This window comes from Vreelandella aquamarina, from assembly GCF_044805175.1.
GTDB lineage: Bacteria > Pseudomonadota > Gammaproteobacteria > Pseudomonadales > Halomonadaceae > Vreelandella > Vreelandella aquamarina_B.
Window position 1 is genome coordinate 1,869,717 of sequence record NZ_CP085232.1, and the last position, 22,998, is coordinate 1,892,714.

Sequence of the window (22,998 nt, forward strand, 5' to 3'; positions counted from 1 at the left end):
TACAGCCACCTAGATGACCCATGAGAGGACACGTTGGGGGCAGGGCTTTCCAAGGATGTGTAGCTGACGCAGACATGGGGCGGTCTATGACCGCCTCTGGTTATGGCGAGATGGTGGTAAGAGCGTTAGCGGGTCACGGGGCGAGTATGGGCGGCGTGATTTAAAAGCCCACCGGGCGTGTGAATGCTTCACCCGATTACAGCCCTATGTTTGGTAGGAGGACTGCGTTAGCTCCTAAAGTTAGCTTCCTAACGGGAGATAAAACCGGCAACACTGCCTTCGCCTATGGAGTGAGTTATGAGCGGCTGGTGGCGCTTAAAACCCGTTTGATTCGGCTGTAACAGCGAGCGCCCTTGTCAGGGCGCTCTGTTTACTTACTGCACGCATGAACTATCAGATTTTATTTATTTGTATGATTAATATTTTTCGTTTCCGCCAAGAGCAGCCTTTTAGGAGCCATTGATATAGCGCTTTAACGCCGCGCTCACCGGTAAATTGCGAGCGCAGCGAGTAATTTATCCGCGTGCAGCGCCTTGTTAGCTGCTTTGTGGCAATAAGAAAGAGCTTTCACTAAGAAACTCATCCACTTCTTCGGAAATGCGCTCGCATCTCTTTAACTTCTCATCGATATCCTTATCAAGATTTTCCAATATGAATTTGGTTTCCTGAGCCTTAATAACGCAAAGAATATCCATTTTATCTATTAAATAAGCGACCAAAGACATTGCGATAGCGGTTAGTGACCCAACAATTACCGCTGTTACAACAGGGGCAAATGGCACGAGAAATGGCACGCCTAGAATAAGCTTTTCAATGACTTCTTCGAGTGCTACGCCAGCAATAACAACACCACCAGCTGCAATTAGCTTCATAGCCTCGTGCATTGTTTCGGCAAAACTCATGTCAGCAGGTGGAAAAAGGATGAGCTTCAATGCTTTTAATAAGGAAAAAACACCTTCTCTGATCATCCTAACAAATCGCTTAGCGGTAGTTACAAACATGTTTACTAGTGTTGTAATTAGGTTTGATATAAAACCTGATATAAATCCAGCAGAAAAACCTTCTACTACCCCTTTCCATTTATCTGCAACGTTTCGGCCAATACGAATCAAACGAGACTTGATGTCCTTATATAAACTATCGCCTTCAAGCCCATTATTGTATGCATCTTTTATTTCAACAATAGCACTTGAAAAAAACTCGACCAAAAGATAACCAAATCCTTGTTGTGCGCCCATTTTAGCGCCTTCGCTTAGACCTGTGGTCGCTGAATTTTTCAGATAGTATTTTGCTTTATCTGTATCAGATGGCAAATGTCTTGCTGAAGTTTCTTTGCCTTGCTGGATCTTATCCTTTAATTTTTTCTCATCTATATCAAATCGATCTTTATTTTCAGCTCCAGATTTATCCTTCTTTGACATCCACTTTTCTTTATCAAAATCCCTCATTGATTGATTTATTGAACGGTCTGTCAGTGCAAGGTTATCTTCGTCCGTCGCAAAGTCAGCTTTTTGTTCTGACTTCTGCATGAAGCCGCCATTTTTATGGTGTTGAGATAATGACTCTATATGATCTGGACTTGTAGTGTCTGCTTTTGTCATTTTCCCAGTATAAGCATCTTGCACCATATCATTCTCATCCATTTGAGAACGAGTATAGATAGAACCTGAGCTGTTTTTTCCTGCATTGGCAAACTGCTTGCCTTCACTATTTTTGCTATGTGTGTAGTCCTCTCTTCTATAACGATCTTCGTCTTTAGCATAAACACCGTTATTTGCGTTGTTTATTGTTGTTACATTTCCGCCCGTTTTGTCATAAGCACTTATTATTTTTCCAAGCCCAAATGGACCTGCGATCGATAATATGACGCCGCGCTTCGTTTCATCTATAAGCTGTTCCAATCGATCTTTGTGGAATGAAGCCCTAAGTTCGGAAAGCAAAGTCTCGACATGCTCGGCATTTACCTCCACAGAAACGTTAAGATCAGTTGAATAACAAAGGCTTGTCACACGATCGCTATCAATGCCTTGACGAAGAAGCTTGTCGACCAGTTCTTGATCAGTAACGCCACGAACGAACGGCAGAGACTGATTTTTCTTTATTAATTCTTTCCTTTTTTTAAAACGATCAATTCTGCCGCTCATTATTTATTACTCCATGTATTATGCTGCTTTAAGCTGATTCCAAGCTTGAACAAACGCCTCTTCTTCTGGCTTTATGCCATCTATTTCCATGACAAACCTAATTAAATCCTCATATACATCTAGAGACATACCTGAGTCTCTTGCCAACAAGAACGCTTCTTTAACAGTTGGTGGATTGTCATAAATACTTTGGATTTTTTCCTTTACATCCTTTGGAATGCTCTGAGCAATCATTCCTTTGACAAACTCTCCAATTTCTTCCCTTTCATTATCAGAGAAGTCACCATCACATGCAGCGCAAGCAATCCCAACTGCTTCCATTGCAATAATAGCTTTGAAATGTTCATCATGAGATTTAAGCTTCTCTAGTGCTTCAGAAAGATTGTTAGCAAGCTTTTCTATCTGCAAAGCATTTTCAGCCTTTCCTTCAGCTCTTCCTTGGTCTTTGATCTGTTCCTTCTCCTTATCATCACTGTCAGCCACGGCAGCGCCAACAACCCCTCCCACGGCACCAGCACCCACTGCTGCTGCAATAGTTCCTGCACCTGTGAGTGAGGCAATCAAAGATGCTCCACCCAATAATGAACCGCCTCCCGTAAATGGCGCAGCAGCAACTGCGCCAATACCAACCGCAGCACCAGCCAAAATTTTACCCCACATATCAATCTCCTTTTTGGATTTAGTTTAAACTTACAAATTTTAACTTGGGCAGCTAACAGTGATTATACACCCCTCTACATAACCTCAATGAACCCGGCGGCGCGTTCATTGAGGTTATACAGCCCATCATTCACGATCCATCCCATTGAAATTAAAATAAATTAAGTATAAATAGGCTGCATAACACGGCTGAATCAGCATGCCGCTATCTCTGGAAGGTCCGCTTTGGGTCGAAACCTGACATTCCTTATCACTTCCTGCTTGGCAATAACCATCGCAATCTTCTACTCACTATCGACTAATCAAATCCGCTTAGCCTCAAACCTACCAAACTATCCTTACCCACGTCACTAAAAAATAGCCTCAACCCAACCCTTTTTCTCCCCTTAGCCTCCCCACACCGAACACGGTAAGCTTGGCGGCACTCTCGTTGCTGAAGATGTTTTGACCATGACAACCCACTGGATTCTTGGCCCTGGGGCCATTGGCCGCCTGTTGGCGCACTCGCTGGCCCCGTTTGTGGAGGTGGCGGTGATTGGTCGCCGCGCACTGCCTACGCGGCAGGTGCTAACCACGCCGGAAGGCGAAGCACGTGTTCAGCACTTAACCTCACTCACTGCTGAACAGTTGGCTTCTGATCCGTCTAAACCGCCTGCGTTTGTGCATATCACCACCAAAGCTATGGCCGCAGAGGCGGCGCTTTCGAGTATTGCCAGCCTGCTGCCCCCTTCTACCCCGCTGTTGCTGTGGCAGAACGGTTTTTATGCCCAGCCGCGCATTACCCAAATTTGGCCTGGGCCGGTGCTGTGCGCTACCACTACTCAAGGGGCGTACTTAACCGGGGATGATGGCGTGGTACACGCAGGCCGTGGGCCAACGTTTGTTGGGGATTTGGATAACCAGCACCCAGGGTTAGCGGAACCCTTAGCGGCGCTATTGAGTGAGGCGGGGTTTACCGCTACGGCCGTGAACGATATTCGCAGCCGCCTGTGGCAGAAGTTAGCGGTCAACGCGGCGATTAACCCGCTGGTGGCGTTGCATGGCGTGCGCAATGGGGAACTTCGCGGTGATGCCTACTCGGGCCGTGTGGTTGCCGTGGTGAAGGAAGTGGCGGCGATTTTAGCGAAGGAAGGCGTTGTGCCGCCGAACGGTGGCGAGGGTGAAGCCGCGTGGTTGGCGCTGGTGTGGCAAGTGGTGGAGAACACCACGAACAATAAAGCCTCGATGCTGCAGGATGTGGAGGCTAAGCGGCTTACCGAGCGCGGGGCGATTTTGGGGCCGTTGATTGAGCGTGCCGAGCAGCATGGGTTGGGGTGTGAGGTATTGAAGGGGCTAGATCAGGAACTGACGTTGTTGGAGGCGGGGTTTTAGGCAGGCTTGGGTGGCTGGATCGTCGCGCGCTGAAGCGCCCTCCCACAGGCGCTCTCACAAGCACTAAAGTTGAGTATTGTTATAACGCCCGATGGGTAGATTGAGTATGTCGATAACAGCCCAGTGGCGGCTTTGCCGCCCTTCGAGGGTGCCTCGCGTGGCTCGTTACGCCGCGCTACGGGATGATTACCCCTCTTCAGCGGCGAAGATACACGCCAAGTTCGAAATGATTTTTCAGGTGACGGGAATCATCACTACCTTGCGGTAAGCGGGGCGTTCGGCAAGTTGCTCTTTCCAGCGCTGTAGATGCGGGCGGGGCTGCCAAGTAAGGCCGCTGTTTAAGAGGTTGTAGGTGAACGGGGCGATGGCGATATCGGCAAGGCCGAATTCATCGCCAGAGAACCAGGCCTGCTGGCTTAACGCGGCGTCTAGCTGGGCGAAGAGTTTTTCGCAGGTGGCGATGGCGGGGTCTAGCAGTGTGCTATCGCGCTGTTCCGGCGGGGTGCGTACATAGCCCATCAAAATGGTGCGGTGGGCGGGGGTTAGCAAGCTGCTAGACCAATCCATCCACTTTTCCATTTGCGCCCGTTTGGCAGGGCTTGCAATCCATAAATGGTTGGGGCCGTACTGCGCCGCTAGGTAGCGGATGATGGTGTTGGACTCCCACAGCACGCTTTGGGTGGCGTCATCTTTAAGCAGCGGCACCAAACCGTTGGGGTTCATGGCGAGGTATTCCGGCGTGTCGTTTACGCCGTGTTGCAGGCCTGCCATGATCTGCTCGAACGGTAGTTCCAGTTCTTCCAGTGCCCAGAGCACTTTTTTGACGTTAGTGGAGTTGTTGCGGCCCCAAAGCGTAATCATGGCAGTCCTTGTTGTTGGTTAGGAAAGTTTTTGAGTGTGCCTTGGGTGGGGGTGAGTGGCAAGTTGGCCGCTTTATCAGGGTTGTGGGGCTTAGCGAATAGGTCGCGAGCTAAAGCTGCCTACCACCCCACACCCTCCCCTTACGCCCGACCACTCACGACTCGCTCCTCACTATTTACCGCTTACTACTCACCCTTATCCTGATACAGCTTGAGCAGGCTGGAGAAGTCGAGTTTGCCGTTGCCGCCTGCTTTGTGCAGGGTGAACAGCGAACGGGCGGCGGAGCCCATGGGCACGGGGGATGCGCTTTGTTGGCTGACATCCATGGCTAGGCCTAGGTCTTTGATCATCAGATCCACCTGGAAGCCGCCCTGGTAGCCTTTCGAAGCGGGGGCGTTTTCCATCACTCCCGGGTAGGGGTTGTAGACGTTAAGCGCCCAGTTGCCGCCGGAGCTTTGCTTCATGATTTCCGAAAGCACGGCGGGGTCTAGGCCGTTTTTGACGCCCATGTTGATCGCTTCGCAGGTGCCTGCCATCAGAATCGAGAGCAGCATGTTGTTGCACACTTTAGCCACCTGCCCCGCGCCGTGGTCGCCTGCGTGGAAGATGTTTTTACCCATGGCTTGCAGCACCGGCTGCGCCTGGGCGAACTGAGCCTCCGAGCCGCCGACGATAAAGGTCAGCGTGCCCGCCTGGGCACCGCCTACCCCACCGGAAACCGGTGCATCCACAAAGCCAATGCCCTTTTCAACGCCAGCAGCGGCTACTTGACGGGCGGTATCGGCATCAATGGTGGAGCAATCAATCACCAGCGCGCTTGGCTTGATCACCTCGAACAGCGGCGAGTCACCATCCACGTACAGCCCGCGCACGTGCTTGCCTGCGGGCAGCATGGAGATGACGAAGTCGGCATCGGTGGCCGCTTCCGTAGCGGTGGCGGCAATCTCGCAGCCTTGAGATTTAGCGGTTTCCAGCGCTTGGGCGGAAAGGTCAAAAGCGCGCACGTTAAAGCCAGCTTTCGCCAGGTTGGCGGCCATGGGGCCGCCCATATTGCCTAAACCAATAAACGCAACGGTAGTCATCTTTTTATCCTTATTAGCGTGTTGTAGAGAGTGCAGTGTGCGTTATTTAAGGTCTGCCAGCGGGTTGGTGTCCCATGCGGGGGCCAGCAGCTCGTCAATAAAGGAAGGCTCGACCGAGGCCACGTCTGGGTAGGTCCAGCTTGGCTGGCCGTCTTTATCCACCAGCAGCGCGCGCACGCCTTCGGGAAACTCCCGGTGGCGGCAGCACTGCACAGAGAGCGAAAGCTCAAACTGGAACACTTCCGCCAGCGACATGTGTTTGGCACGGCTAAGCTGTTCGTCGATCAGTTTGATAGAAACAGGACTGCCGTGTGCCAAGGTTTTTTGCGCTTTGCTGAACCACTTGTCGTCGGTCTCGACTGCCAGCACAGCCTCGACCATCTGCTCGACGGTGTCGTGGTCCATCAGCTCACGAATCAGTGAAGCGGACTTATAAACCGGCGCTTCCATCTCCGCAAACACCTCTTGCGAATCCTGCTCTAGCTCACGCAGCAAGCGATTCACCACGCCATGGGCGTCGGTGTGTTCGCCTTCGCCCCAGCTGGCTGCTAGCAGCTTTTCTGCCAGCTCGTCGCGGTAGTGGCTGGCAATGGCGCGGTCGGCAAGACCCAGGTGAACCGCATCCGGGGCGTTAATTTGCCCGCCAGTCATGGCCAGAAACCGCCCGGCGCCGCCCGGTAGGCGGTTAAGGAACCAGCTCGCGCCTACATCCGGGTACAACCCAATGGTCACTTCCGGCATAGCAAGCCTCGAGGTTTCCGTGACGATGCGGTGGCTGCTGCCGCTTAACAGGCCCATGCCACCACCCATCACGATGCCGTTGCCCCAGCAAATCACCGGCTTGGGGAAGGTGTGCAGCTGGTAATCCAGGCGGTACTCGTTCTCGAAGAAGCGCTCGGGGAAATCGGCTGCGCCGTCGCCCTGAATGGCCTTGTAGAGGTTGACCACATCGCCACCGGCGCAGAAGGCTTTTTCGCCTGCGCTATCCAGCAGCACGGCTACGACCCGCTCGTCGCTTTGCCACTGGTTCAGGCGCGGCAAGATCTCTTCGATCATCTCCAGCGTGAGCGCATTGAGCGAGCGCTCGGCGTTCAGGGTAATCTCGCCAATCACATGGCCATCTTGGGTGGTGTGCTCTTCAAACAGTACGCAACTCATGGTTTGTCCTTATATGCTCGGGGCTTGGAGATATGTGCCCTGGCGGCTATAGCTCAGCGGCACCGTCGGCCAGTACACGGCGGGAAATAATCAGCCGCATAATCTCGTTGGTGCCTTCCAGAATACGGTGCACGCGGGTATCGCGCACGTAGCGCTCCATCGGGTACTCCTTAATGTAGCCATTGCCGCCGTAGAGCTGCAGCGCTTCGTCGCACACCTTGAAGCCCACATCGGTCGCGAACCGCTTGGCCATGGCGCAGTAGGTGGTGGCATCCGGGTGGCCCGCATCCAGCTTGGTGGCGGCCATGCGTACCAGTTGGCGCGCGGCCACCAGCTCGGTCACCATATCGGCTAGGCGGAACTGCAGCGCTTGGAACTCGGCCAGGCGCTTGCCGAACTGCTTGCGCTCTAGCATGTACTCGCGGGCTTTATTGAGCGCCTGCTGAGCGGTGCCGATAGAACAGGTGGCAATATTGATGCGCCCACCGTCCAGGCCCTTCATAGCAATCTTGAAGCCGTCGCCTTCGTTGCCTAGCAAATGGTTGGCGGGAACGCGCACATCTTCGAAGGTGATCATGCGGGTAGGCTGGCTGTTCCAGCCCATTTTGTCCTCTTTGCGGCCGTAGCTGATGCCTTCGCTCTTCGCATCCACCGCAAAGGCGGAAACGCCGCCAGGGCCTTCGCCACCGGTGCGCGCCATCACCACCAGGAAATCGGTGCTGCCCGCGCCGGAAATAAACATCTTGCTGCCGTTCAGCACGTAGTGCTCGCCATCGCGCTTGGCAGTAGTTTTCAACGAGGCGGCATCGGAGCCTGAGTTAGGTTCGGTTAAGCAGTAAGAACCCAACAGCTCGCCAGTTGCCAGCTTTTCGCCCCACTGGGCTACAGCGTCCGGCGTGCCGAAATCCGCCAGCATCCAGGTCACCATGTTGTGGATGGTGAGGTACGCGGTGGTCGAGGTGCAACCCATCGAGAGCTGCTCGAAAATAATGCTGGCATCTAGCCTGGAAAGGCCTAGCCCGCCTACGCTCTCTGGCGCATAAAGCGAACAAAAGCCCAGCTCCCCTGCTTTACGAATTACATCTACCGGAAAGTGGGCTTCCGCATCCCACTGGGCGGCGTGAGGTTCTAGCTCGTTTTGGGCAAATGCCCGGGCCATATCGGAAAAAGCAACCTGGTCTTCACTTAGCTCAAAATTCATGGCGTATCTCCACAGCGCGTGGATGCACCGCGCCTTGGTAGGCGGCAGGTGAGTCACACACGGGTTGTTGTCATTGTTCGCAATGTTGACGTTTACGTTAACTTATATTTTTACCCCACCTTGCGCAACCGATTACCCCTCGACCTTTGGCGTAGAGCTCCATTGGCTGTTGCTTTCTCAAGGCCAGAAAAAAGGGCGCCCTAAGGCACCCAATCCACGGACAGACGCGGTTAACACAATTCGTTTACTTAAAGTTTTTGCGATACATCTTGGCAAACTCACCGATAATCCCGCTGCGGAAGCTGAGTACGCAGACTACAAAGATGACGCCTAACACGACACTCACCCAATTACCCAGCGGCGATTGCGCCAAGAGGTGCTGAAGGCTAACCACCAACCCTGCCCCCATGACCGGACCAAGCAACGTGCCCACACCGCCCAGCAGCGTCATCAAAATTACCTCGCCGGACATATGCCAGTGGGCATCGGTAAGCGAGGCCAGCTGGAACACCACGGTTTTGGTGGAACCCGCCAGCCCAGCCAATGCAGCCGAGAGCACAAAGGCAAGCAGCTTGTAGGCATCCACGTTATAGCCTAGCGACACGGCACGGGGTTCATTTTCACGAATGGCCTTCAGCACTTGCCCAAACGGAGAGTGAACGGTGCGTTGAATCACCGCAAAGCCAAACACAAACACCGCAAACACGAAATAGTACATGGCCAGGTTGCTGCTAAGGTCAATCACACCAAACAGGTTGCCACGCGGTACGCCATGCAGGCCATCTTCCCCGCCGGTAAAGGAGGACTGCACAAACACGAAGAACATCAGCTGCGCCAATGCCAGCGTGACCATGGCAAAATAAATACCCTGACGGCGAATGGAGAGCACCCCGAATAACACACCCAGTAGCGTCGCCATTAACGTACCCGCGAGAATACCCAACTCCGGCGTTAAGCCTGGGTAACTCGCCAGCAGATACCCTGTCACATAGCCACCGGTAGCTAGGAATGCTGCATGGCCGAACGAGAGCAGCCCAGCGTATCCCAGTAGCAGGTTGAAAGCGCAGGCAAACAGCGCAAAGCAGAGGATCTTCATCAGGAATACAGGGTATGCCACAAAGGGAGCGACCAGCCCCAGCGCTAGCAGCGCAAGATAGAACATGTTGCGGCGTAGCTTGGCGCGCCGTTGACGCTCCTGCACTGCCGAGGGCAACGGAGTTGCCGAGGTTGTATGAGACGTTGTCATGATTATGCCTCCTTACCGAATAGCCCAGCGGGGCGTAACATGAGCACCAGGATCATCACTAGAAAGATCACGGTATTAGAGGCTTCTGGGTAGTACACCTTGGTTAACCCTTCGATAATACCCATTCCCAAACCGGTCACAATGGCACCCATAATAGAGCCCATGCCGCCGATAACGACCACCGCAAACACTACGATCAACAGGCTTGACCCCATAGTGGGCGACACCGGATAGAGCGGTGCCGCTAGCACGCCAGCAAAGGCGGCAAGCCCTACCCCAAACCCATAGGTTAAGGTAATCAGCAGCGGTACGTTCACCCCGAATGCCTGCATCAACTGAGAGTTTTCCGTACCAGCACGTAGATAGGCACCCAGCCGCGTGCGCTCTATCATGAACCAGGTAAAGAAGCACATCGCTAGCGCGGCAACCAATACCCAAGCGCGGTAGGTAGGCAGGAACATAAAGCCAAGGTTAAGGCCGCCCTGAAGAATCTCGGGGGTCGCATAGCGCGCCCCAGAAACGCCGAAGAAATTAATCAGCGTACCTTCGAAAATCAGCGCCAACCCGAAGGTCAGCAGCAATCCGTAGAGGTGATCCAAATGGGCAATGCGGCGCAGCAGAAAACGCTCTACCAACATACCCAAACCACCTACCACAATGGGCACTAAAATCAGCGCCAGCCAATAGTTAATACCCAGGTAGCGAAAGCCTAGCAGCGCGGCGAAGGCTCCCAGCATGTATTGCGCCCCGTGGGCAAAGTTGACGATCTTCAGTAGGCCGAAGATGACCGCCAGGCCCAAACTAAGCAGTGCGTAAAAGGCACCGTTCACAAGCCCTAGCGTAAGCTGGCCCATGAACACGGCCATTGGCACGCCGAATATCATCGTCATGATATGACTCTCCTCGCCGCCAAACGGGTAGCCTGCGGCTACCCCTGTGCGTTGCTTATTTATAGAAACGCTTTTAATAACGCCTTACGGCTTGTTTCATCGCCGGACCTAGCCTGCTGGCATTGGCCCGGCGTTTTTCCGTCACTCACCCAAAATCAATTATTCACCAGCGAACACTGGCTTTCAGAGAGCGGGCGATAGGCTTCTGCGGCGGGAATGGTGCTGAGGATTTTGTAAAGATCCCACTCACCAGTAGACTCTTCCGGTGTTTTCACCTGAGCCAGGTACATATCGTGAATCATACGGCCATCTTCACGAATGCTACCGTTACGGGCAAAGAAGTCGTTAATCGGCTCTTCAGCCATTTTCGCGCGCACGGTTTCCGGGTCGTCGGTGCCTGCGGCTTCCACGGCTTTCAGGTAGTGCATGGTGCTGGAGTAGATGCCGGCCTGTACCATCGTGGGCATACGGCCAGTCTCTTCAAAGTAGCGCTCAGACCAGGCGCGAGCCTCTTCATCCATATCCCAATACCAACCGGTGGTCAGCAGCAGGCCCTGGGTGGCTTCAAGACCCAACGCATGTACGTCGTTCAGGAAGATCAACAGGCCCGCTAGCTGTTGGCCGCTTTGGGTCAAGCCAAACTGGCTGGCCGTAGTAATGGCATTAACCGTGTCGGCACCGGCGTTAGCCAAACCAACAATTTTCGCGCCAGAGCCTTGCGCCTGGAGAATATAGGAGGAGAAGTCGCTGGTGGGGAACGGATGGCGCACACCGCCTACCACTTCACCACCATTCGCCTCAACCACGCTGGTTACATCGGCTTCTAGCGCATGGCCGAAGGCGTAGTCAGCGGTGAGCAGGAACCAGCTATCGCCACCCTGCTCGACTACCGCTTTCGCCGTGCCATTCGCCAGCGGATAGGTGTCATATACCCAGTGGATGTGGTTCGGAGTGCAGTGCTCATTAGTAATGCTAGACGCCGCCGAGCCGGAGACAATGCCCAGGCCGTTGTTCTCTTCCAGCACTTTGGTTACCGCAATGGATACCGAGGAAGCTACTAGGCCACCCACCATATCGACGTTGCGTTGGTCGATCCACTCGCGCACGGTATTGGCACCCACGTCAGCGCTGTTACGGTCGTCAGCGCTGAACACCACAATGGGCGAGCCGTTGACACTGCCGCCAAAATCCGCCACTGCCATTTCCATCGCGGTTTGGCCACCGGGGCCGGCCAGATCGCGATAGGTGCCGGACATATCGGCCAAATAGCCAATACGTACTTCGCCATCGCTGATTTCTGCATGTGCAGTTGAAATCGCCATGCTGGAGGCAGCGGCAACGGCGATGCTAGCGGCTAGCGTTTTCTTCATAAAGGTCATGTGCGTCTCCTGGCCCTGAAGGCCTTTGTTGTTGTGATACGGACGTTCAGTTGTAGCGTTGTTTTCGTGGAGCGTTGGTGATTCTGCTTATTTAAGACGGTGCGTATATTTGTCGAATGATGTCGGTGTTACACCCCCAGCATGCTGTTTAAATGTTCACGCCGCGAAGGAAGTTGCGCTGCGGTGATCTCCTCCACAATCTGACCGTGATCCATCACAAAGTGGCGATCTGCCAGCGGAGCAGCAAAGCGGAAGTTCTGTTCCACCAGCACAATGGTCATGCCACGCTCTTTCAACTGCACCAGTACTTCGCCCAGTTTCTGTACAATGACTGGCGCTAGCCCTTCGGTAATTTCATCTAACAGCAGCAAGCGTGCTCCCGTGCGTAGAATACGAGCCATCGCTAGCATCTGCTGCTCACCACCAGAGAGCCGCGTACCCTGGCTCCTACGCCGCTCATAGAGGTTTGGAAACATGCTATAGATTTCATCCAGGCTCATTCCGCCTGAACGCACGGTGGGCGGCAGCAGCAGGTTTTCGTGAACATCCAGACTAGCGAAGATGCCGCGCTCTTCCGGGCAGTAACCAATGCCTAAGCGGGGAATATGGTGCGGCTTCATGTGCAAGGTTTCGTTGCCGTTAATCACCACGGACCCCGTGCGCCGGCCAACCATATTCATAATCGCTTTTAGCGTTGTGCTACGACCCGCGCCGTTACGTCCCAAGAGCGTGACCAGTTCACCGCGCTTAACGTCGAAGTTCACGCCATGCAGAATATGCGACTCACCGTAGAAGGCGTGCAGATCTTGAATCCGCAGCATCTCCAGTGTTTGGCTTTCTGGGGCTTCTTGACTCTCAAATGCTTCAGCGGTGTTCATACGGCGGCCTCCTCGGTAGCGGCTTCGCTTCCCATATAGGCTTCACGCACCAACGGGTTGCGGGAAACCGTGTCGTAGTCCCCTTCCGCTAGCACCGAGCCACGTGCCAATACGGTAATACGGTCGCACAAACGGCTGACGACGCTAAGATTGTGCTCCACCATCAGCACTGTGCGACCTTGAGATACCCGCTTGATTAGTGCCACGATGCGGTCAACGTCTTCCGCCCCCATGCCCTGGGTCGGCTCATCCAGCAGCATCATGCTAGGGTCAAGCGCCAGCGTTGTGGCCACTTCCAACGCACGCTTGCGGCCATAGGGCATTTCTACGGTGAGCGTATCGGCATATTCACGCAGGCCCACTTCATCCAGCAGTGCTAGGGCACGGTCGTTTAGATGGTCCAGAGACTTTTCTGATTTCCAGAAATGAAACGACGTGCCGAGCTGGCGTTGTAGCGCCACGCGCACGTTCTCCAGTGCGGTCATATGAGCAAATACTGCAGAAATCTGGAACGAACGCACTAAGCCAAGCTGAGCGATTTCGTTAGATTTTTTGCTAGTAATAGGTTGGCCGCGATAGAGAATTTCTCCACGAGTAGGCGGTAAAAACTTGGTCAATAGATTAAAAACCGTGGTTTTACCTGCCCCGTTAGGGCCAATCAAGGCATGGATATGCCCCTCTTGTACCTGGAGATTTACGTTATCCACGGCGGTAAATCCGCGAAATTCTTTGGTCAGCCCTCGGGTTTCGAGTACCGGCCCGTTTGATACTTCGTCTGCACGCATGAGGTAAGACGCCTCTTGTTGTTCTTGTACGGTGGGAAGCGAAACTTGTTAGCCAGCAACGCATCCTTACCTGAACGTAAGGTGTAAGTGCAAACTAGCAATCCAACACAGGGTATTACAATTACAACTTTGGTCTACGCACTGCCTTTCAGCATCCAAATAAAGCTTAAAAATTATTAAATATCAAACAGTTATCCAAAACAAGCAATAAAACAATTAATGCAATCTCAGCTTTACGTTAACGTAAACTTGTTTTAGCCTCATGGTCAGTGTTCCATAGGGTCATCCCCCTATTGACGAGAATAACGATTATGAGCAAAACCTACTCGATCAGTGAACTGGCCAGTGAGTTTGATGTAACCACACGCAGCATCCGGTTTTATGAAGACCAGGAATTGCTGCACCCCACTCGCCGGGGCCAAACACGCATCTACAGCAGCAAGGATCGCGTAAGGCTAAAGTTAACATTGCGTGGCAAGCGCCTAGGGTTTTCGCTGGCAGAGATCCGCGAATTGTTCGAGCTATGGGATGAAACCCGCAGCGGCAGCGAAAAACAGCTGCACCTGATGCTGAGCAAAATCAGTGAGCGCAAAGCCGCACTAGAACAGCAGATGAAAGACATCACCATGGTGCAGTTAGAGCTAGAAAGCGCTGAGATACGCTGCCGCCAAGCACTGGAAGAGCTTAACGAGAAACACCCGGCCACCACGAAGTAAACAACATCAACACATAACGACCCCATTAACAACGACAAGGTGATTGACCATGTTTTCCCACTATTCAGAACTAAATTTCGGTCTTGACGATGAGCTGAACATGCTGCGCGAGCAGGTCAACGCCTTTGCCGCCAGCGAAATTGCCCCCCGTGCCGCCGAGATCGATCACAACAACGAGTTCCCCAACGACCTTTGGAAGAAGTTCGGCGATATGGGCCTGCTAGGCATTACCGTACCTGAAGAGGATGGCGGTAGCGGCATGGGCTATCTCGCTCACTGTATCGCTATGGAGGAGATCTCCCGGGCCAGCGCTTCTGTCGGTCTCTCCTACGGCGCGCACTCCAACCTGTGCGTTAACCAGCTCAAGATCAACGCCTCCGCCGAGCAAAAAGCCAAATACCTGCCCAAGCTGATCAGCGGCGACCATGTAGGGGCGCTGGCGATGTCCGAGCCCGGCGCAGGCTCTGATGTGGTTTCCATGCAGCTGCGCGCGAAAGAGGATGGCGACCACTACATCCTCAACGGCAATAAGATGTGGATCACCAACGGCCCGGATGCCGATGTGCTGGTGGTTTACGCCAAAACCGACCCGGATGCCGGCTCCAAAGGCATCACCGCCTTTATTATCGAAAAAGGCATGCCGGGCTTCTCCACCGCCCAGAAGCTCGACAAGCTGGGTATGCGTGGCTCCAACACCTGCGAATTAGTCTTCCAGGATTGCCGCGTGCCTGCCGAAAACGTGCTCGGAGAAGTAGGCAAAGGCGTACGCGTACTGATGAGCGGCTTGGACTATGAGCGTGCAGTTCTTGCCGCTGGCCCCATTGGTATTATGCAGGCTGCCATGGACGTGGTGATGCCCTACATTCACGAGCGTAAGCAGTTCAACCAGTCTATCGGCGAGTTCCAGCTGGTACAGGGCAAAGTCGCGGACATGTACACCACGCTTAACGCCTGCCGTGCTTATTTATACGCCGTGGCCAGTGCCTGCGACCGTGGCCAAACTTCTCGTAAAGATGCCGCCGGAGTGATTCTCTACTGCGCTGAAAAAGCTACCCAAGTAACGCTGGATGCGATTCAGCTGCTGGGCGGCAATGGCTATATTAATGAGTACCCCACCGGCCGCCTGCTGCGCGACGCAAAGCTTTATGAAATTGGTGCGGGCACCAGCGAAATTCGCCGGATGCTGATTGGCCGCGAACTCTTCAACGAAAGTAAGTAAGGGCCGCGCCATGAGTACCATCACCACACAGATCAACCCACGCAGTGATGTCTTCCAAGCCAATCAAATCGCCATGCAGAAGGAAGTCAGCAAACTGCGCGAACTCACTGCCGCCGTTGCCCAGGGCGGCGGCGCTAACGCTCGTGCCCGCCACGAAAGCCGGGGCAAGCTTTTTGTGCGCGACCGCATTGACCACTTAATTGACGAAGGCTCACCGTTTCTGGAGTTCTCCGCCCTGGCGGCCCATGATGTTTATGACAGTGACGTGCCAGCGGCAGGCGTGGTGACCGGCATTGGCCGGGTATCTGGCGTTGAATGCGTGATTGTGGCCAACGACGCCACGGTTAAAGGGGGCACTTACTTTCCGCTGACGGTCAAAAAGCACCTGCGTGCCCAAGAAATTGCCCGCAAGCACCGCCTGCCGTGTATCTATCTGGTGGATTCCGGCGGCGCCTTCCTGCCCCGCCAGGATGAGGTCTTCCCCGACCGCGACCACTTCGGGCGCATCTTCTACAACCAGGCCACCCTATCCGCCGAAGGCATCCCACAGATCGCTGTGGTCATGGGTTCCTGCACCGCCGGCGGCGCCTACGTGCCTGCCATGGCGGATGAGTCCATCATCGTTAAAGAGCAGGGCACGATTTTCCTGGGCGGCCCACCGCTGGTAAAAGCCGCCACAGGAGAAAGCATTAGCGCCGAAGACCTAGGCGGTGCCGATGTTCACGCCAAAGTCAGCGGCGTGGCCGACCACTACGCCGAAAACGACGCCCATGCGCTTCAACTAGCCCGCGCCTGCGTGTCACGTCTGAACTGGCAAAAGCGCGGCCAGCTGGCCATGCAACCGCCCAGGCCGCCAAAACTCGACCCGTCAGAGCTGTATGGCATTGTCGGCACCGACCTGAAAAAGCCCTATGACGTGCGCGAAGTGATTGGTCGCATTGTCGATGGCTCCGACTTTGACGAGTTCAAACGCTACTACGGCGACACGCTAGTCACCGGCTTTGCCCATATCCACGGCTACCCGGTGGGCATCGTGGCTAACAACGGCGTACTGTTTTCTGAGAGCGCCGTAAAAGGCGCGCACTTTATCGAGCTATGCGCCCAGCGCAAGATTCCGTTGGTGTTTTTGCAGAACATTACCGGCTTTATGGTTGGCTCTAAGTACGAGCATGAAGGTATTGCCAAGCATGGCGCTAAACTCGTCACCGCCGTGGCCTGCGCCAACGTGCCGAAATATACCGTGCTAATTGGCGGCAGCTTCGGCGCGGGCAACTACGGCATGTGCGGCCGCGCCTACGACCCTAACCTACTGTTTATGTGGCCCAACGCGCGTATTTCCGTGATGGGCGGCGAGCAGGCGGCAGGGGTGCTCTCCCAGGTAAAACGCGAGCAGTACGAGCGCGAAGGCAAAACCTGGAGTAAAGAGGAAGAAGAGGCCTTCAAACAGCCCACCCGCGACCAGTACGAGCACCAGGGCCACCCCTACTATGCCAGCGCCCGCCTGTGGGATGACGGCGTAATCGACCCGCTGCAAACCCGCGACGTACTCGGGCTTTCATTGGCCGCCGCGATGAATGCAGAAGTCAAAGAGACACGCTTCGGCGTGTTCCGGATGTAAGGGGCGAACATCATGGCTTACTCAACCCTAGAGATTGAGGCGGGTATCGCCCGCCTGACATTAAACCGCCCAGAGGTGCATAACGCCTTTGACGATAGCCTGATTGCCGAACTCAATGTTCATCTGGAAAAGCTCCACGGCTTGGCAAATGCAGGCGACGTGCGAGTAGTGGTACTCGGCTCGGAAGGTAAAAGCTTCTCCGCAGGTGCTGACCTGAACTGGATGAAGCGTATGGTCGATTACGACCTGGAAGACAACCTGGCGGATTCCCGCAAGCTCGCAGCCCTCATGCACGGCCTGGATACGCTACCCTGCCCGACCATCTGCCGAGTACAAGGCGCGGCGTTTGGCGGCGCGGTGGGGTTGGCCGCCTGCTGCGATATCGTTATCGCCTCCGAAAAGGCCAAGTTCTGCCTTTCTGAAGTCAATATTGGCCTGTCGCCTGCGGTGATTAGTCCTTATGTTCAGCGCGCGCTGGGGCAGCGCCAGATGCGCCGCTATGCACTGAGCGCCGAAGTAATGGATGCCCCCACTGCGCTGAGCCTGGGTTTAGCCCATCAAGTAGTAGAACACGAAGCGCTGGATGGCGCGGTAGATAGCATGGTCGCCACGCTAATGAAAGGCTCCCCCCAAGCACAGCGGGCGACGAAAGCCCTGTTAGCTACCGTGGCCCAAGCGCCGGATAGCGACGCCACCCGCGAGCACACCTGCCAGGTGATTGCCAAGCTGCGGGTGAGCCAAGAGGGCCAAGAGGGTCTTGCCAGCTTTTTTGACAAGCGCCGCCCCGCCTGGACGTCACCTGAAAAACACAACAACGCTGCGGAGCCACGCTCATGACGTTTACCCTGACCAAATTCGATACCCTGCTGGTGGCCAACCGCGGTGAAATCGCCTGCCGCGTCATGCGTACCGCCCGCCGCATGGGTTTAAAAACCGTGGCGGTCTATTCCGACGCCGACGCTACTGCCCGCCATGTGCGCGAAGCCGACGAGGCCGTACGTCTTGGCCCCGCCGCCGCTCGTGAAAGCTACTTAAACATTGATGCGGTCATTGACGCCGCCAAGCGTACCGGCACCGGCGCCATCCATCCCGGTTACGGCTTTCTGTCTGAAAACGGCACCTTCGTTAAAGCATTAGAGCAAGCGGGCATTACCTTTGTTGGCCCGCCCGCTTCCGCCATTGCCGCCATGGGCGACAAATCCGCCGCCAAGGCACGCATGGCCAACGCGGGCGTGCCGCTGGTGCCGGGCTACCACGGCGACGACCAAGACGATGCCCTGCTGCGCTCAGAAGCTGATAAGATCGGCTACCCCGTCATGCTCAAAGCCAGCGCAGGTGGCGGCGGTAAAGGTATGCGCGTGGTGGAGAGCGGCGAAGGCTTTAAAGCCGCGCTGGATGGCTGCCGCCGTGAGTCGAAAGCGGCGTTTGGCGATGACCGCATGCTAATCGAGAAGTATCTGGTGCAGCCCCGCCATGTGGAAGTTCAGGTATTCTGCGACCGCTACGGCAACGGCGTATATCTGTTCGAGCGGGACTGCAGCGTGCAGCGTCGCCATCAAAAAGTCATCGAAGAAGCCCCCGCCCCCGGCATGACGCCTGAACTGCGCGCCGCCATGGGCGAAGCGGCCGTTCGCGCGGCTAAAGAGATTGGCTATGTAGGCGCAGGCACGGTGGAGTTTCTGTTAGACGCCGACGGCTCGTTCTACTTTATGGAGATGAACACCCGCCTGCAGGTAGAGCATCCCGTTACCGAGATGATTACCGGCCAAGACTTGGTGGAGTGGCAGTTGAGAGTTGCTATGGGCGAGCCGCTGCCCTGCCGCCAAGATGAACTGACCATTACTGGCCACAGTTTTGAGGCACGCATATACGCCGAAGACCCAGAGCAGGACTTCTTGCCCGCCACCGGCCTGCTCACCCGCTTTGCGCTGGACTTGGAAGGCGCAGGGCTAGGCGCTGATCAAGTGCGCTTGGATAGTGGCGTAGAGAGCGGCGATGCGGTGTCGATGCACTACGACCCGATGCTCGCCAAGCTGATTGTGCATGGCGTTGACCGCGACGCCGCGCTGGCCACCCTCAACCGGGCGCTGGCGGCGCTGGACGTACAAGGAGTGGTGACCAACCGTGCCTTCCTACAGCGCTTAGCCAATCATCCTGGCTTTAAAAATGTCGAGCTGGATACGCGCTTTATTGAGCGCAACGAAGCCACGCTTTTTGCTCCGCGCCACTACACTACCGAGGAGTACGCTAGCGCCGCGCTAATTGGCCTGCACCAGCTAGCACAAGAGTGCGAAAGCGATTCCCCTTGGGATCGACACGATGGTTTCCGACTCAACGCGCCGCACACCATTCGCATTGCGCTATGCGACCCAGCAAGCGCCCAAGCCCCGGATAGCGACAGCGCCGTGGTAGTGGTAGAAGGCAAGCGCGACACCTTGGATACTCAGTGGCAGCTCACCGTTGGCGACAGCACGTTAAGTGCCAGCCTGCAGCCATTGGAAGGCGATGCCGTCGCCGTCACGCTCAACGGTCACCGCCGCCGTCTGCAGGCGCGCAAAGATGGTCATGTGGTGGTCATGTCCGAGCCGAGTGGTGAAACCCGCCTCTTCTGGCGGCGTATTGACGCCATCGACCACGGCCACCACGAAGCGGAAACCACCCTCACCGCGCCCATGCACGGCACGGTGGTCGCGCTGCTGGTCGAACCCGGTGTGTCGGTGGAGAAAGGTATGCCGCTGATGGTGATGGAAGCCATGAAGATGGAGCACACCATGACCGCCCCCGCCGATGGCAGCGTCGCAGCCTTCCACTTCCAGGCTGGCGACACCGTCGGCCAGGGCGATGTGCTGCTCGACTTTGCCCCAAGCGAATAGGAGCAGAAGCATGGCACTGCCAACGTCTATCAAGCTATTTGAAATGGCCCCCCGCGACGGGCTGCAAAACGAACCGGGCACCCTGGTGCCCACCGCCACCAAGATCGAGCTGATTGAGCGGCTGGCTAATGCAGGCATTAGCCACATTGAGGCGGCCAGCTTTGTATCACCCAAGTGGGTGCCGCAAATGGGCGATGCTTCCGAAGTCATGCGCGGAATCCAGCGCCAGTCTGGCGTGGTTTATTCCGCGCTGACACCTAACCTAAAGGGGTTGGAAAGCGCCCTGGAGGCAGGCATTGAGGAAGTCGCGGTATTTGGCGCGGCATCGGAAGCGTTCTCCCAGAAGAACATCAACTGCTCCATTGCCGAGTCATTAGCACGCTTTGAGCCGGTGCTCGCAAGAGCCAACGAGGCCGGCGTGCGGGTGCGAGGCTATGTCTCCTGCGTGCTGGGTTGCCCTTACGAGGGCGATATTGCCCCCCATAAAGTGGCTGACGTCGCCAAGGCACTGTATGACATGGGCTGCTATGAAATTTCTCTTGGCGACACCATTGGCGTGGGCACGCCACTGGCCGCTAAGCGTATGATTGAAGCCACCCGCCAGCAGGTACCGATTGAGAAGCTAGCCGCCCACTTCCACGACACCTATGGGATGGCAATTGCCAATCTCTATGCGGTCATTGAGGATGGCGTCAGCGTGATTGATGCCGCCACGGCGGGCCTGGGCGGCTGCCCCTATGCCAAAGGAGCCTCAGGCAACGTAGCCACCGAAGACGTACTTTACTTACTGGAGGGGCTTGGTATCGATACGGGCATTAATCTGCAGGCAGTGATTGATACCGGCTATTGGATTACCCAGCAGCTTGGACGCACTCCCAATGCTAAAGTCGCACTCGCTAAGGGCAGGTCAACCTCCTAACGGCTTCATCAGCCTTAATAATATAAAAATATTTCGCTTCCCGTTCAGACAAGAAAAAGACATCGGAGACACACCATGGCATCACCTGCAACCATCATGCCCAGCTATACCAGCAGCACCGCCGACAAGCCACTACTGGGCATGACCATCGGCGATAAGTTTGATCAAATTGCCGCACAGTACCCGGATAACGACGCACTAATTGCGCTACACCAAAACATCCACTGGAGCTACCGTGAGCTTCAGCAAGAAGTGAACCGCTGCGCCCGCGCCCTGCTCGCCATTGGGGTTCAAAAAGGCGACCGCGTCGGTATTTGGGCACCCAACTGCAGCGAGTGGACGTTGACCCAGTTTGCCACCGCCAAAATTGGCGCGATTTTGGTCAACATCAACCCCTCTTACCGCACCCACGAGCTGGAGTACGCGCTGAATCAGTCGGGCGCGCGCTTTTTAGTCACTGCCAACCAGTTCAAAACCTCTGACTACACGGCCATGCTTTACGAACTGGCCCCAGAACTTAAAAGCTGTGCCGAAGGCCAGCTGAAATCTCAAAAGCTGCCTGAGCTTGAGTGCGTGATCAATCTAAGCGCCGACAAGCACAGCGGCATGTGGCGCTGGGCGGACTTTGTTGGCGAAGCCGACAAGGTTAGCCAAACCGATGTAGACGACCTGCAGGCCACGCTGCAGTTCGATGACCCGATCAATATCCAGTACACCTCCGGTACCACCGGCTTTCCCAAAGGGGCAACGCTCTCCCACCACAACATCCTCAATAACGGTTTCTTTGTGGCAGAGAGCATGGGCTTCACCAGTGAAGACCGCTTAGTGATTCCCGTCCCCCTCTACCACTGCTTCGGCATGGTAATGGGTAACCTGGGCTGCATGACTCACGGTGCAGCAATGATCTATCCAGATGAGGGCTTTGACCCCGGCAAAGTGCTGAAAGCCGTACATGAGCAGAAAGCGACCGCGCTCTACGGCGTACCCACCATGTTTATTGCCGAGCTTGAGCACCCTGACTTCGCTAGCACCGATTTCTCGACGCTGCGCACCGGGATTATGGCGGGTTCGATCTGCCCAGCGGAGATCATGAAGCAGGTCATCAATAAGATGAATATGAAAGGCGTACAAATCGCCTATGGCATGACCGAAACCAGCCCTGTTTCTACTCAAACGGGTGCTAACGATCCGATCGAAAAACGCGTTTCCACCGTAGGACGCACCCAGCCCCACTTGGAAAGTAAAATTGTCGACCCCGGTAGCGGCGGTATTTTACCCCGTGGTGAAATTGGCGAGCTGTGCACCCGCGGCTACAGCGTAATGCTGAAGTACTGGAATAATGAGAAAGCCACCGCCGAGGCGATCGATGAAGCGGGCTGGATGCACACCGGCGACCTGGCCACGATGGATGAAGAGGGCTACATCCAGATTGTCGGACGCATCAAAGACATGGTGATTCGCGGCGGCGAGAACGTCTACCCGAAAGAGATCGAGGAGTTTTTATACGCCCACCCAGCTATCTCGGAAGTGCAGGTCACCGGCGTGCCGGATAAAAAGTACGGCGAGGAGCTAATTGCCTGGGTGAAGCTCAATAGCAATGCGGGCGCAATTACCGGTGAAGACCTGCGCGAATACTGCAAAGGTAAAATCACCCACTTCAAGATCCCGCGCTACTTCAAGTTTGTGGATGAGTTCCCGATGACCGTCACCGGCAAAATCCAGAAATTCAAAATGCGCGAAATTTCGATTAAAGAACTGGGGCTGGAGGATCAAAAGTAACGAGTGACTCGACGCTGCTAAAAACGATTAATGCGAGCGAGATAGCAGACGAACAAAGTCACCCTTAGCTCGTAATGCCGGTCAGTTAAGATATTAATTTACTCATAATGCTTGGGTGGGAGGCCGCTTTAGCGGGCGAATGGCACCGTCAGATGCCTTGGCCAAGCCACACGTCGCGAGCTGAAGCTCCCTCCCACAAACGCTAATCAAGCTTAGCTG

General features: G+C 55.1%; 19 protein-coding genes. 8 read left to right on the top strand and 11 right to left on the bottom strand.

The genetic code is table 11. The annotated features are described in order from the left end of the window. Positions 1 to 536 precede the first annotated feature (536 nt). Positions 537 to 2,144: a hypothetical protein gene (locus LG300_RS08820; protein WP_404374601.1), complete on the bottom strand. Its 1,608-nt coding sequence runs from the start codon at positions 2,142 to 2,144 to the stop codon at positions 537 to 539. Positions 2,145 to 2,162: 18 nt separating this feature from the next. Continuing rightward, positions 2,163 to 2,804 carry a hypothetical protein gene (locus tag LG300_RS08825; RefSeq protein WP_404374603.1) on the bottom strand — a complete coding sequence of 214 codons (642 nt, stop codon included), beginning with the start codon at positions 2,802 to 2,804 and terminating at the stop codon, positions 2,163 to 2,165. 450 nt (positions 2,805 to 3,254) lie between these two features. Here LG300_RS08825 and LG300_RS08830 point away from each other — a divergent pair, with 450 nt between their 5' ends. Continuing rightward, positions 3,255 to 4,175 carry a ketopantoate reductase family protein gene (locus tag LG300_RS08830; protein WP_404374606.1) on the top strand — a complete coding sequence of 307 codons (921 nt, stop codon included), beginning with the start codon at positions 3,255 to 3,257 and terminating at the stop codon, positions 4,173 to 4,175. Positions 4,176 to 4,409: 234 nt separating this feature from the next. On the opposite strand, the gene LG300_RS08835 is transcribed toward LG300_RS08830, so the two are convergent. From LG300_RS08835 to LG300_RS08875, 9 genes are all read right to left on the bottom strand, one after another. After that, the gene (locus LG300_RS08835) at positions 4,410 to 5,036 is read right to left on the bottom strand and encodes a glutathione S-transferase family protein (protein WP_404374608.1); all 627 of its coding nucleotides are present in this window, start codon (positions 5,034 to 5,036) and stop codon (positions 4,410 to 4,412) included. Between the two features lie 185 nt (positions 5,037 to 5,221). Continuing rightward, a complete protein-coding gene (gene mmsB, locus LG300_RS08840) occupies positions 5,222 to 6,118 on the bottom strand; it encodes a 3-hydroxyisobutyrate dehydrogenase (protein WP_404374610.1) in 897 nt (298 codons plus the stop codon). A 42-nt stretch (positions 6,119 to 6,160) separates the two neighbouring features. Further along, positions 6,161 to 7,276, bottom strand: coding sequence for an enoyl-CoA hydratase/isomerase family protein (locus LG300_RS08845; RefSeq protein ID WP_404374612.1), 1,116 nt, complete (start codon positions 7,274 to 7,276; stop codon positions 6,161 to 6,163). Positions 7,277 to 7,322: 46 nt separating this feature from the next. Further along, positions 7,323 to 8,477 (bottom strand): acyl-CoA dehydrogenase family protein, encoded by a 1,155-nt coding sequence (locus tag LG300_RS08850; protein WP_404374614.1) that lies wholly within the window; start codon positions 8,475 to 8,477, stop codon positions 7,323 to 7,325. A 244-nt stretch (positions 8,478 to 8,721) separates the two neighbouring features. After that, positions 8,722 to 9,723: a branched-chain amino acid ABC transporter permease gene (locus tag LG300_RS08855; RefSeq protein ID WP_404374616.1), complete on the bottom strand. Its 1,002-nt coding sequence runs from the start codon at positions 9,721 to 9,723 to the stop codon at positions 8,722 to 8,724. Between the two features lie 2 nt (positions 9,724 to 9,725). Continuing rightward, positions 9,726 to 10,613, bottom strand: coding sequence for a branched-chain amino acid ABC transporter permease (locus LG300_RS08860; RefSeq protein WP_404374618.1), 888 nt, complete (start codon positions 10,611 to 10,613; stop codon positions 9,726 to 9,728). A 155-nt stretch (positions 10,614 to 10,768) separates the two neighbouring features. Beyond that, positions 10,769 to 11,992, bottom strand: a complete 1,224-nt coding sequence (locus tag LG300_RS08865; RefSeq protein ID WP_404374620.1) for an ABC transporter substrate-binding protein — start codon at positions 11,990 to 11,992, stop codon at positions 10,769 to 10,771. 128 nt (positions 11,993 to 12,120) lie between these two features. Then, positions 12,121 to 12,870, bottom strand: a complete 750-nt coding sequence (locus LG300_RS08870) for an ABC transporter ATP-binding protein (protein WP_404374622.1) — start codon at positions 12,868 to 12,870, stop codon at positions 12,121 to 12,123. Then, entirely contained in the window at positions 12,867 to 13,655 is a 789-nt protein-coding gene (locus LG300_RS08875) for an ABC transporter ATP-binding protein (RefSeq protein ID WP_404374624.1), read from the bottom strand. The genes LG300_RS08870 and LG300_RS08875 overlap by 4 nt, the downstream gene beginning before the upstream one ends. 311 nt (positions 13,656 to 13,966) lie before the next feature. On the opposite strand from LG300_RS08875, the gene LG300_RS08880 reads away from it, so the two are divergent. From LG300_RS08880 to LG300_RS08910, 7 genes are all read left to right on the top strand, one after another. Continuing rightward, positions 13,967 to 14,371 (top strand): MerR family DNA-binding transcriptional regulator, encoded by a 405-nt coding sequence (locus tag LG300_RS08880; RefSeq protein WP_289125912.1) that lies wholly within the window; start codon positions 13,967 to 13,969, stop codon positions 14,369 to 14,371. 49 nt (positions 14,372 to 14,420) lie between these two features. After that, a complete protein-coding gene (locus LG300_RS08885; protein ID WP_404374626.1) occupies positions 14,421 to 15,590 on the top strand; it encodes an isovaleryl-CoA dehydrogenase in 1,170 nt (389 codons plus the stop codon). Positions 15,591 to 15,600: 10 nt separating this feature from the next. Next, positions 15,601 to 17,208: a carboxyl transferase domain-containing protein gene (locus LG300_RS08890; RefSeq protein ID WP_404374628.1), complete on the top strand. Its 1,608-nt coding sequence runs from the start codon at positions 15,601 to 15,603 to the stop codon at positions 17,206 to 17,208. Between the two features lie 12 nt (positions 17,209 to 17,220). Next, the gene (locus tag LG300_RS08895) at positions 17,221 to 18,045 is read left to right on the top strand and encodes an enoyl-CoA hydratase/isomerase family protein (RefSeq protein WP_404374630.1); all 825 of its coding nucleotides are present in this window, start codon (positions 17,221 to 17,223) and stop codon (positions 18,043 to 18,045) included. Beyond that, positions 18,042 to 20,081: an acetyl/propionyl/methylcrotonyl-CoA carboxylase subunit alpha gene (locus LG300_RS08900; protein ID WP_404374633.1), complete on the top strand. Its 2,040-nt coding sequence runs from the start codon at positions 18,042 to 18,044 to the stop codon at positions 20,079 to 20,081. The genes LG300_RS08895 and LG300_RS08900 overlap by 4 nt, the downstream gene beginning before the upstream one ends. Before the next feature lie 10 nt (positions 20,082 to 20,091). Then, positions 20,092 to 21,000, top strand: coding sequence for a hydroxymethylglutaryl-CoA lyase (locus tag LG300_RS08905; RefSeq protein ID WP_404374636.1), 909 nt, complete (start codon positions 20,092 to 20,094; stop codon positions 20,998 to 21,000). 75 nt (positions 21,001 to 21,075) lie between these two features. Continuing rightward, a complete protein-coding gene (locus tag LG300_RS08910) occupies positions 21,076 to 22,779 on the top strand; it encodes an AMP-binding protein (RefSeq protein ID WP_404374638.1) in 1,704 nt (567 codons plus the stop codon). Positions 22,780 to 22,998 lie beyond the last annotated feature (219 nt).

Coding starts and splice junctions, on each gene's coding strand:
- LG300_RS08865 (WP_404374620.1), bottom strand. CDS start 11,992: ATGACCTTTATGAAGAAAACGCTAGCCGCTAGCATCGCCGTTGCCGCT.
- LG300_RS08895 (WP_404374630.1), top strand. CDS start 17,221: ATGGCTTACTCAACCCTAGAGATTGAGGCGGGTATCGCCCGCCTGACA.
- LG300_RS08850 (WP_404374614.1), bottom strand. CDS start 8,477: ATGAATTTTGAGCTAAGTGAAGACCAGGTTGCTTTTTCCGATATGGCC.
- LG300_RS08820 (WP_404374601.1), bottom strand. CDS start 2,144: ATGAGCGGCAGAATTGATCGTTTTAAAAAAAGGAAAGAATTAATAAAG.
- LG300_RS08875 (WP_404374624.1), bottom strand. CDS start 13,655: ATGCGTGCAGACGAAGTATCAAACGGGCCGGTACTCGAAACCCGAGGG.
- LG300_RS08910 (WP_404374638.1), top strand. CDS start 21,076: ATGGCATCACCTGCAACCATCATGCCCAGCTATACCAGCAGCACCGCC.
- LG300_RS08880 (WP_289125912.1), top strand. CDS start 13,967: ATGAGCAAAACCTACTCGATCAGTGAACTGGCCAGTGAGTTTGATGTA.
- LG300_RS08860 (WP_404374618.1), bottom strand. CDS start 10,613: ATGACGATGATATTCGGCGTGCCAATGGCCGTGTTCATGGGCCAGCTT.
- LG300_RS08885 (WP_404374626.1), top strand. CDS start 14,421: ATGTTTTCCCACTATTCAGAACTAAATTTCGGTCTTGACGATGAGCTG.
- LG300_RS08845 (WP_404374612.1), bottom strand. CDS start 7,276: ATGAGTTGCGTACTGTTTGAAGAGCACACCACCCAAGATGGCCATGTG.
- LG300_RS08905 (WP_404374636.1), top strand. CDS start 20,092: ATGGCACTGCCAACGTCTATCAAGCTATTTGAAATGGCCCCCCGCGAC.
- LG300_RS08870 (WP_404374622.1), bottom strand. CDS start 12,870: ATGAACACCGCTGAAGCATTTGAGAGTCAAGAAGCCCCAGAAAGCCAA.
- LG300_RS08855 (WP_404374616.1), bottom strand. CDS start 9,723: ATGACAACGTCTCATACAACCTCGGCAACTCCGTTGCCCTCGGCAGTG.
- LG300_RS08830 (WP_404374606.1), top strand. CDS start 3,255: ATGACAACCCACTGGATTCTTGGCCCTGGGGCCATTGGCCGCCTGTTG.
- LG300_RS08900 (WP_404374633.1), top strand. CDS start 18,042: ATGACGTTTACCCTGACCAAATTCGATACCCTGCTGGTGGCCAACCGC.
- mmsB (WP_404374610.1), bottom strand. CDS start 6,118: ATGACTACCGTTGCGTTTATTGGTTTAGGCAATATGGGCGGCCCCATG.
- LG300_RS08890 (WP_404374628.1), top strand. CDS start 15,601: ATGAGTACCATCACCACACAGATCAACCCACGCAGTGATGTCTTCCAA.
- LG300_RS08825 (WP_404374603.1), bottom strand. CDS start 2,804: ATGTGGGGTAAAATTTTGGCTGGTGCTGCGGTTGGTATTGGCGCAGTT.
- LG300_RS08835 (WP_404374608.1), bottom strand. CDS start 5,036: ATGATTACGCTTTGGGGCCGCAACAACTCCACTAACGTCAAAAAAGTG.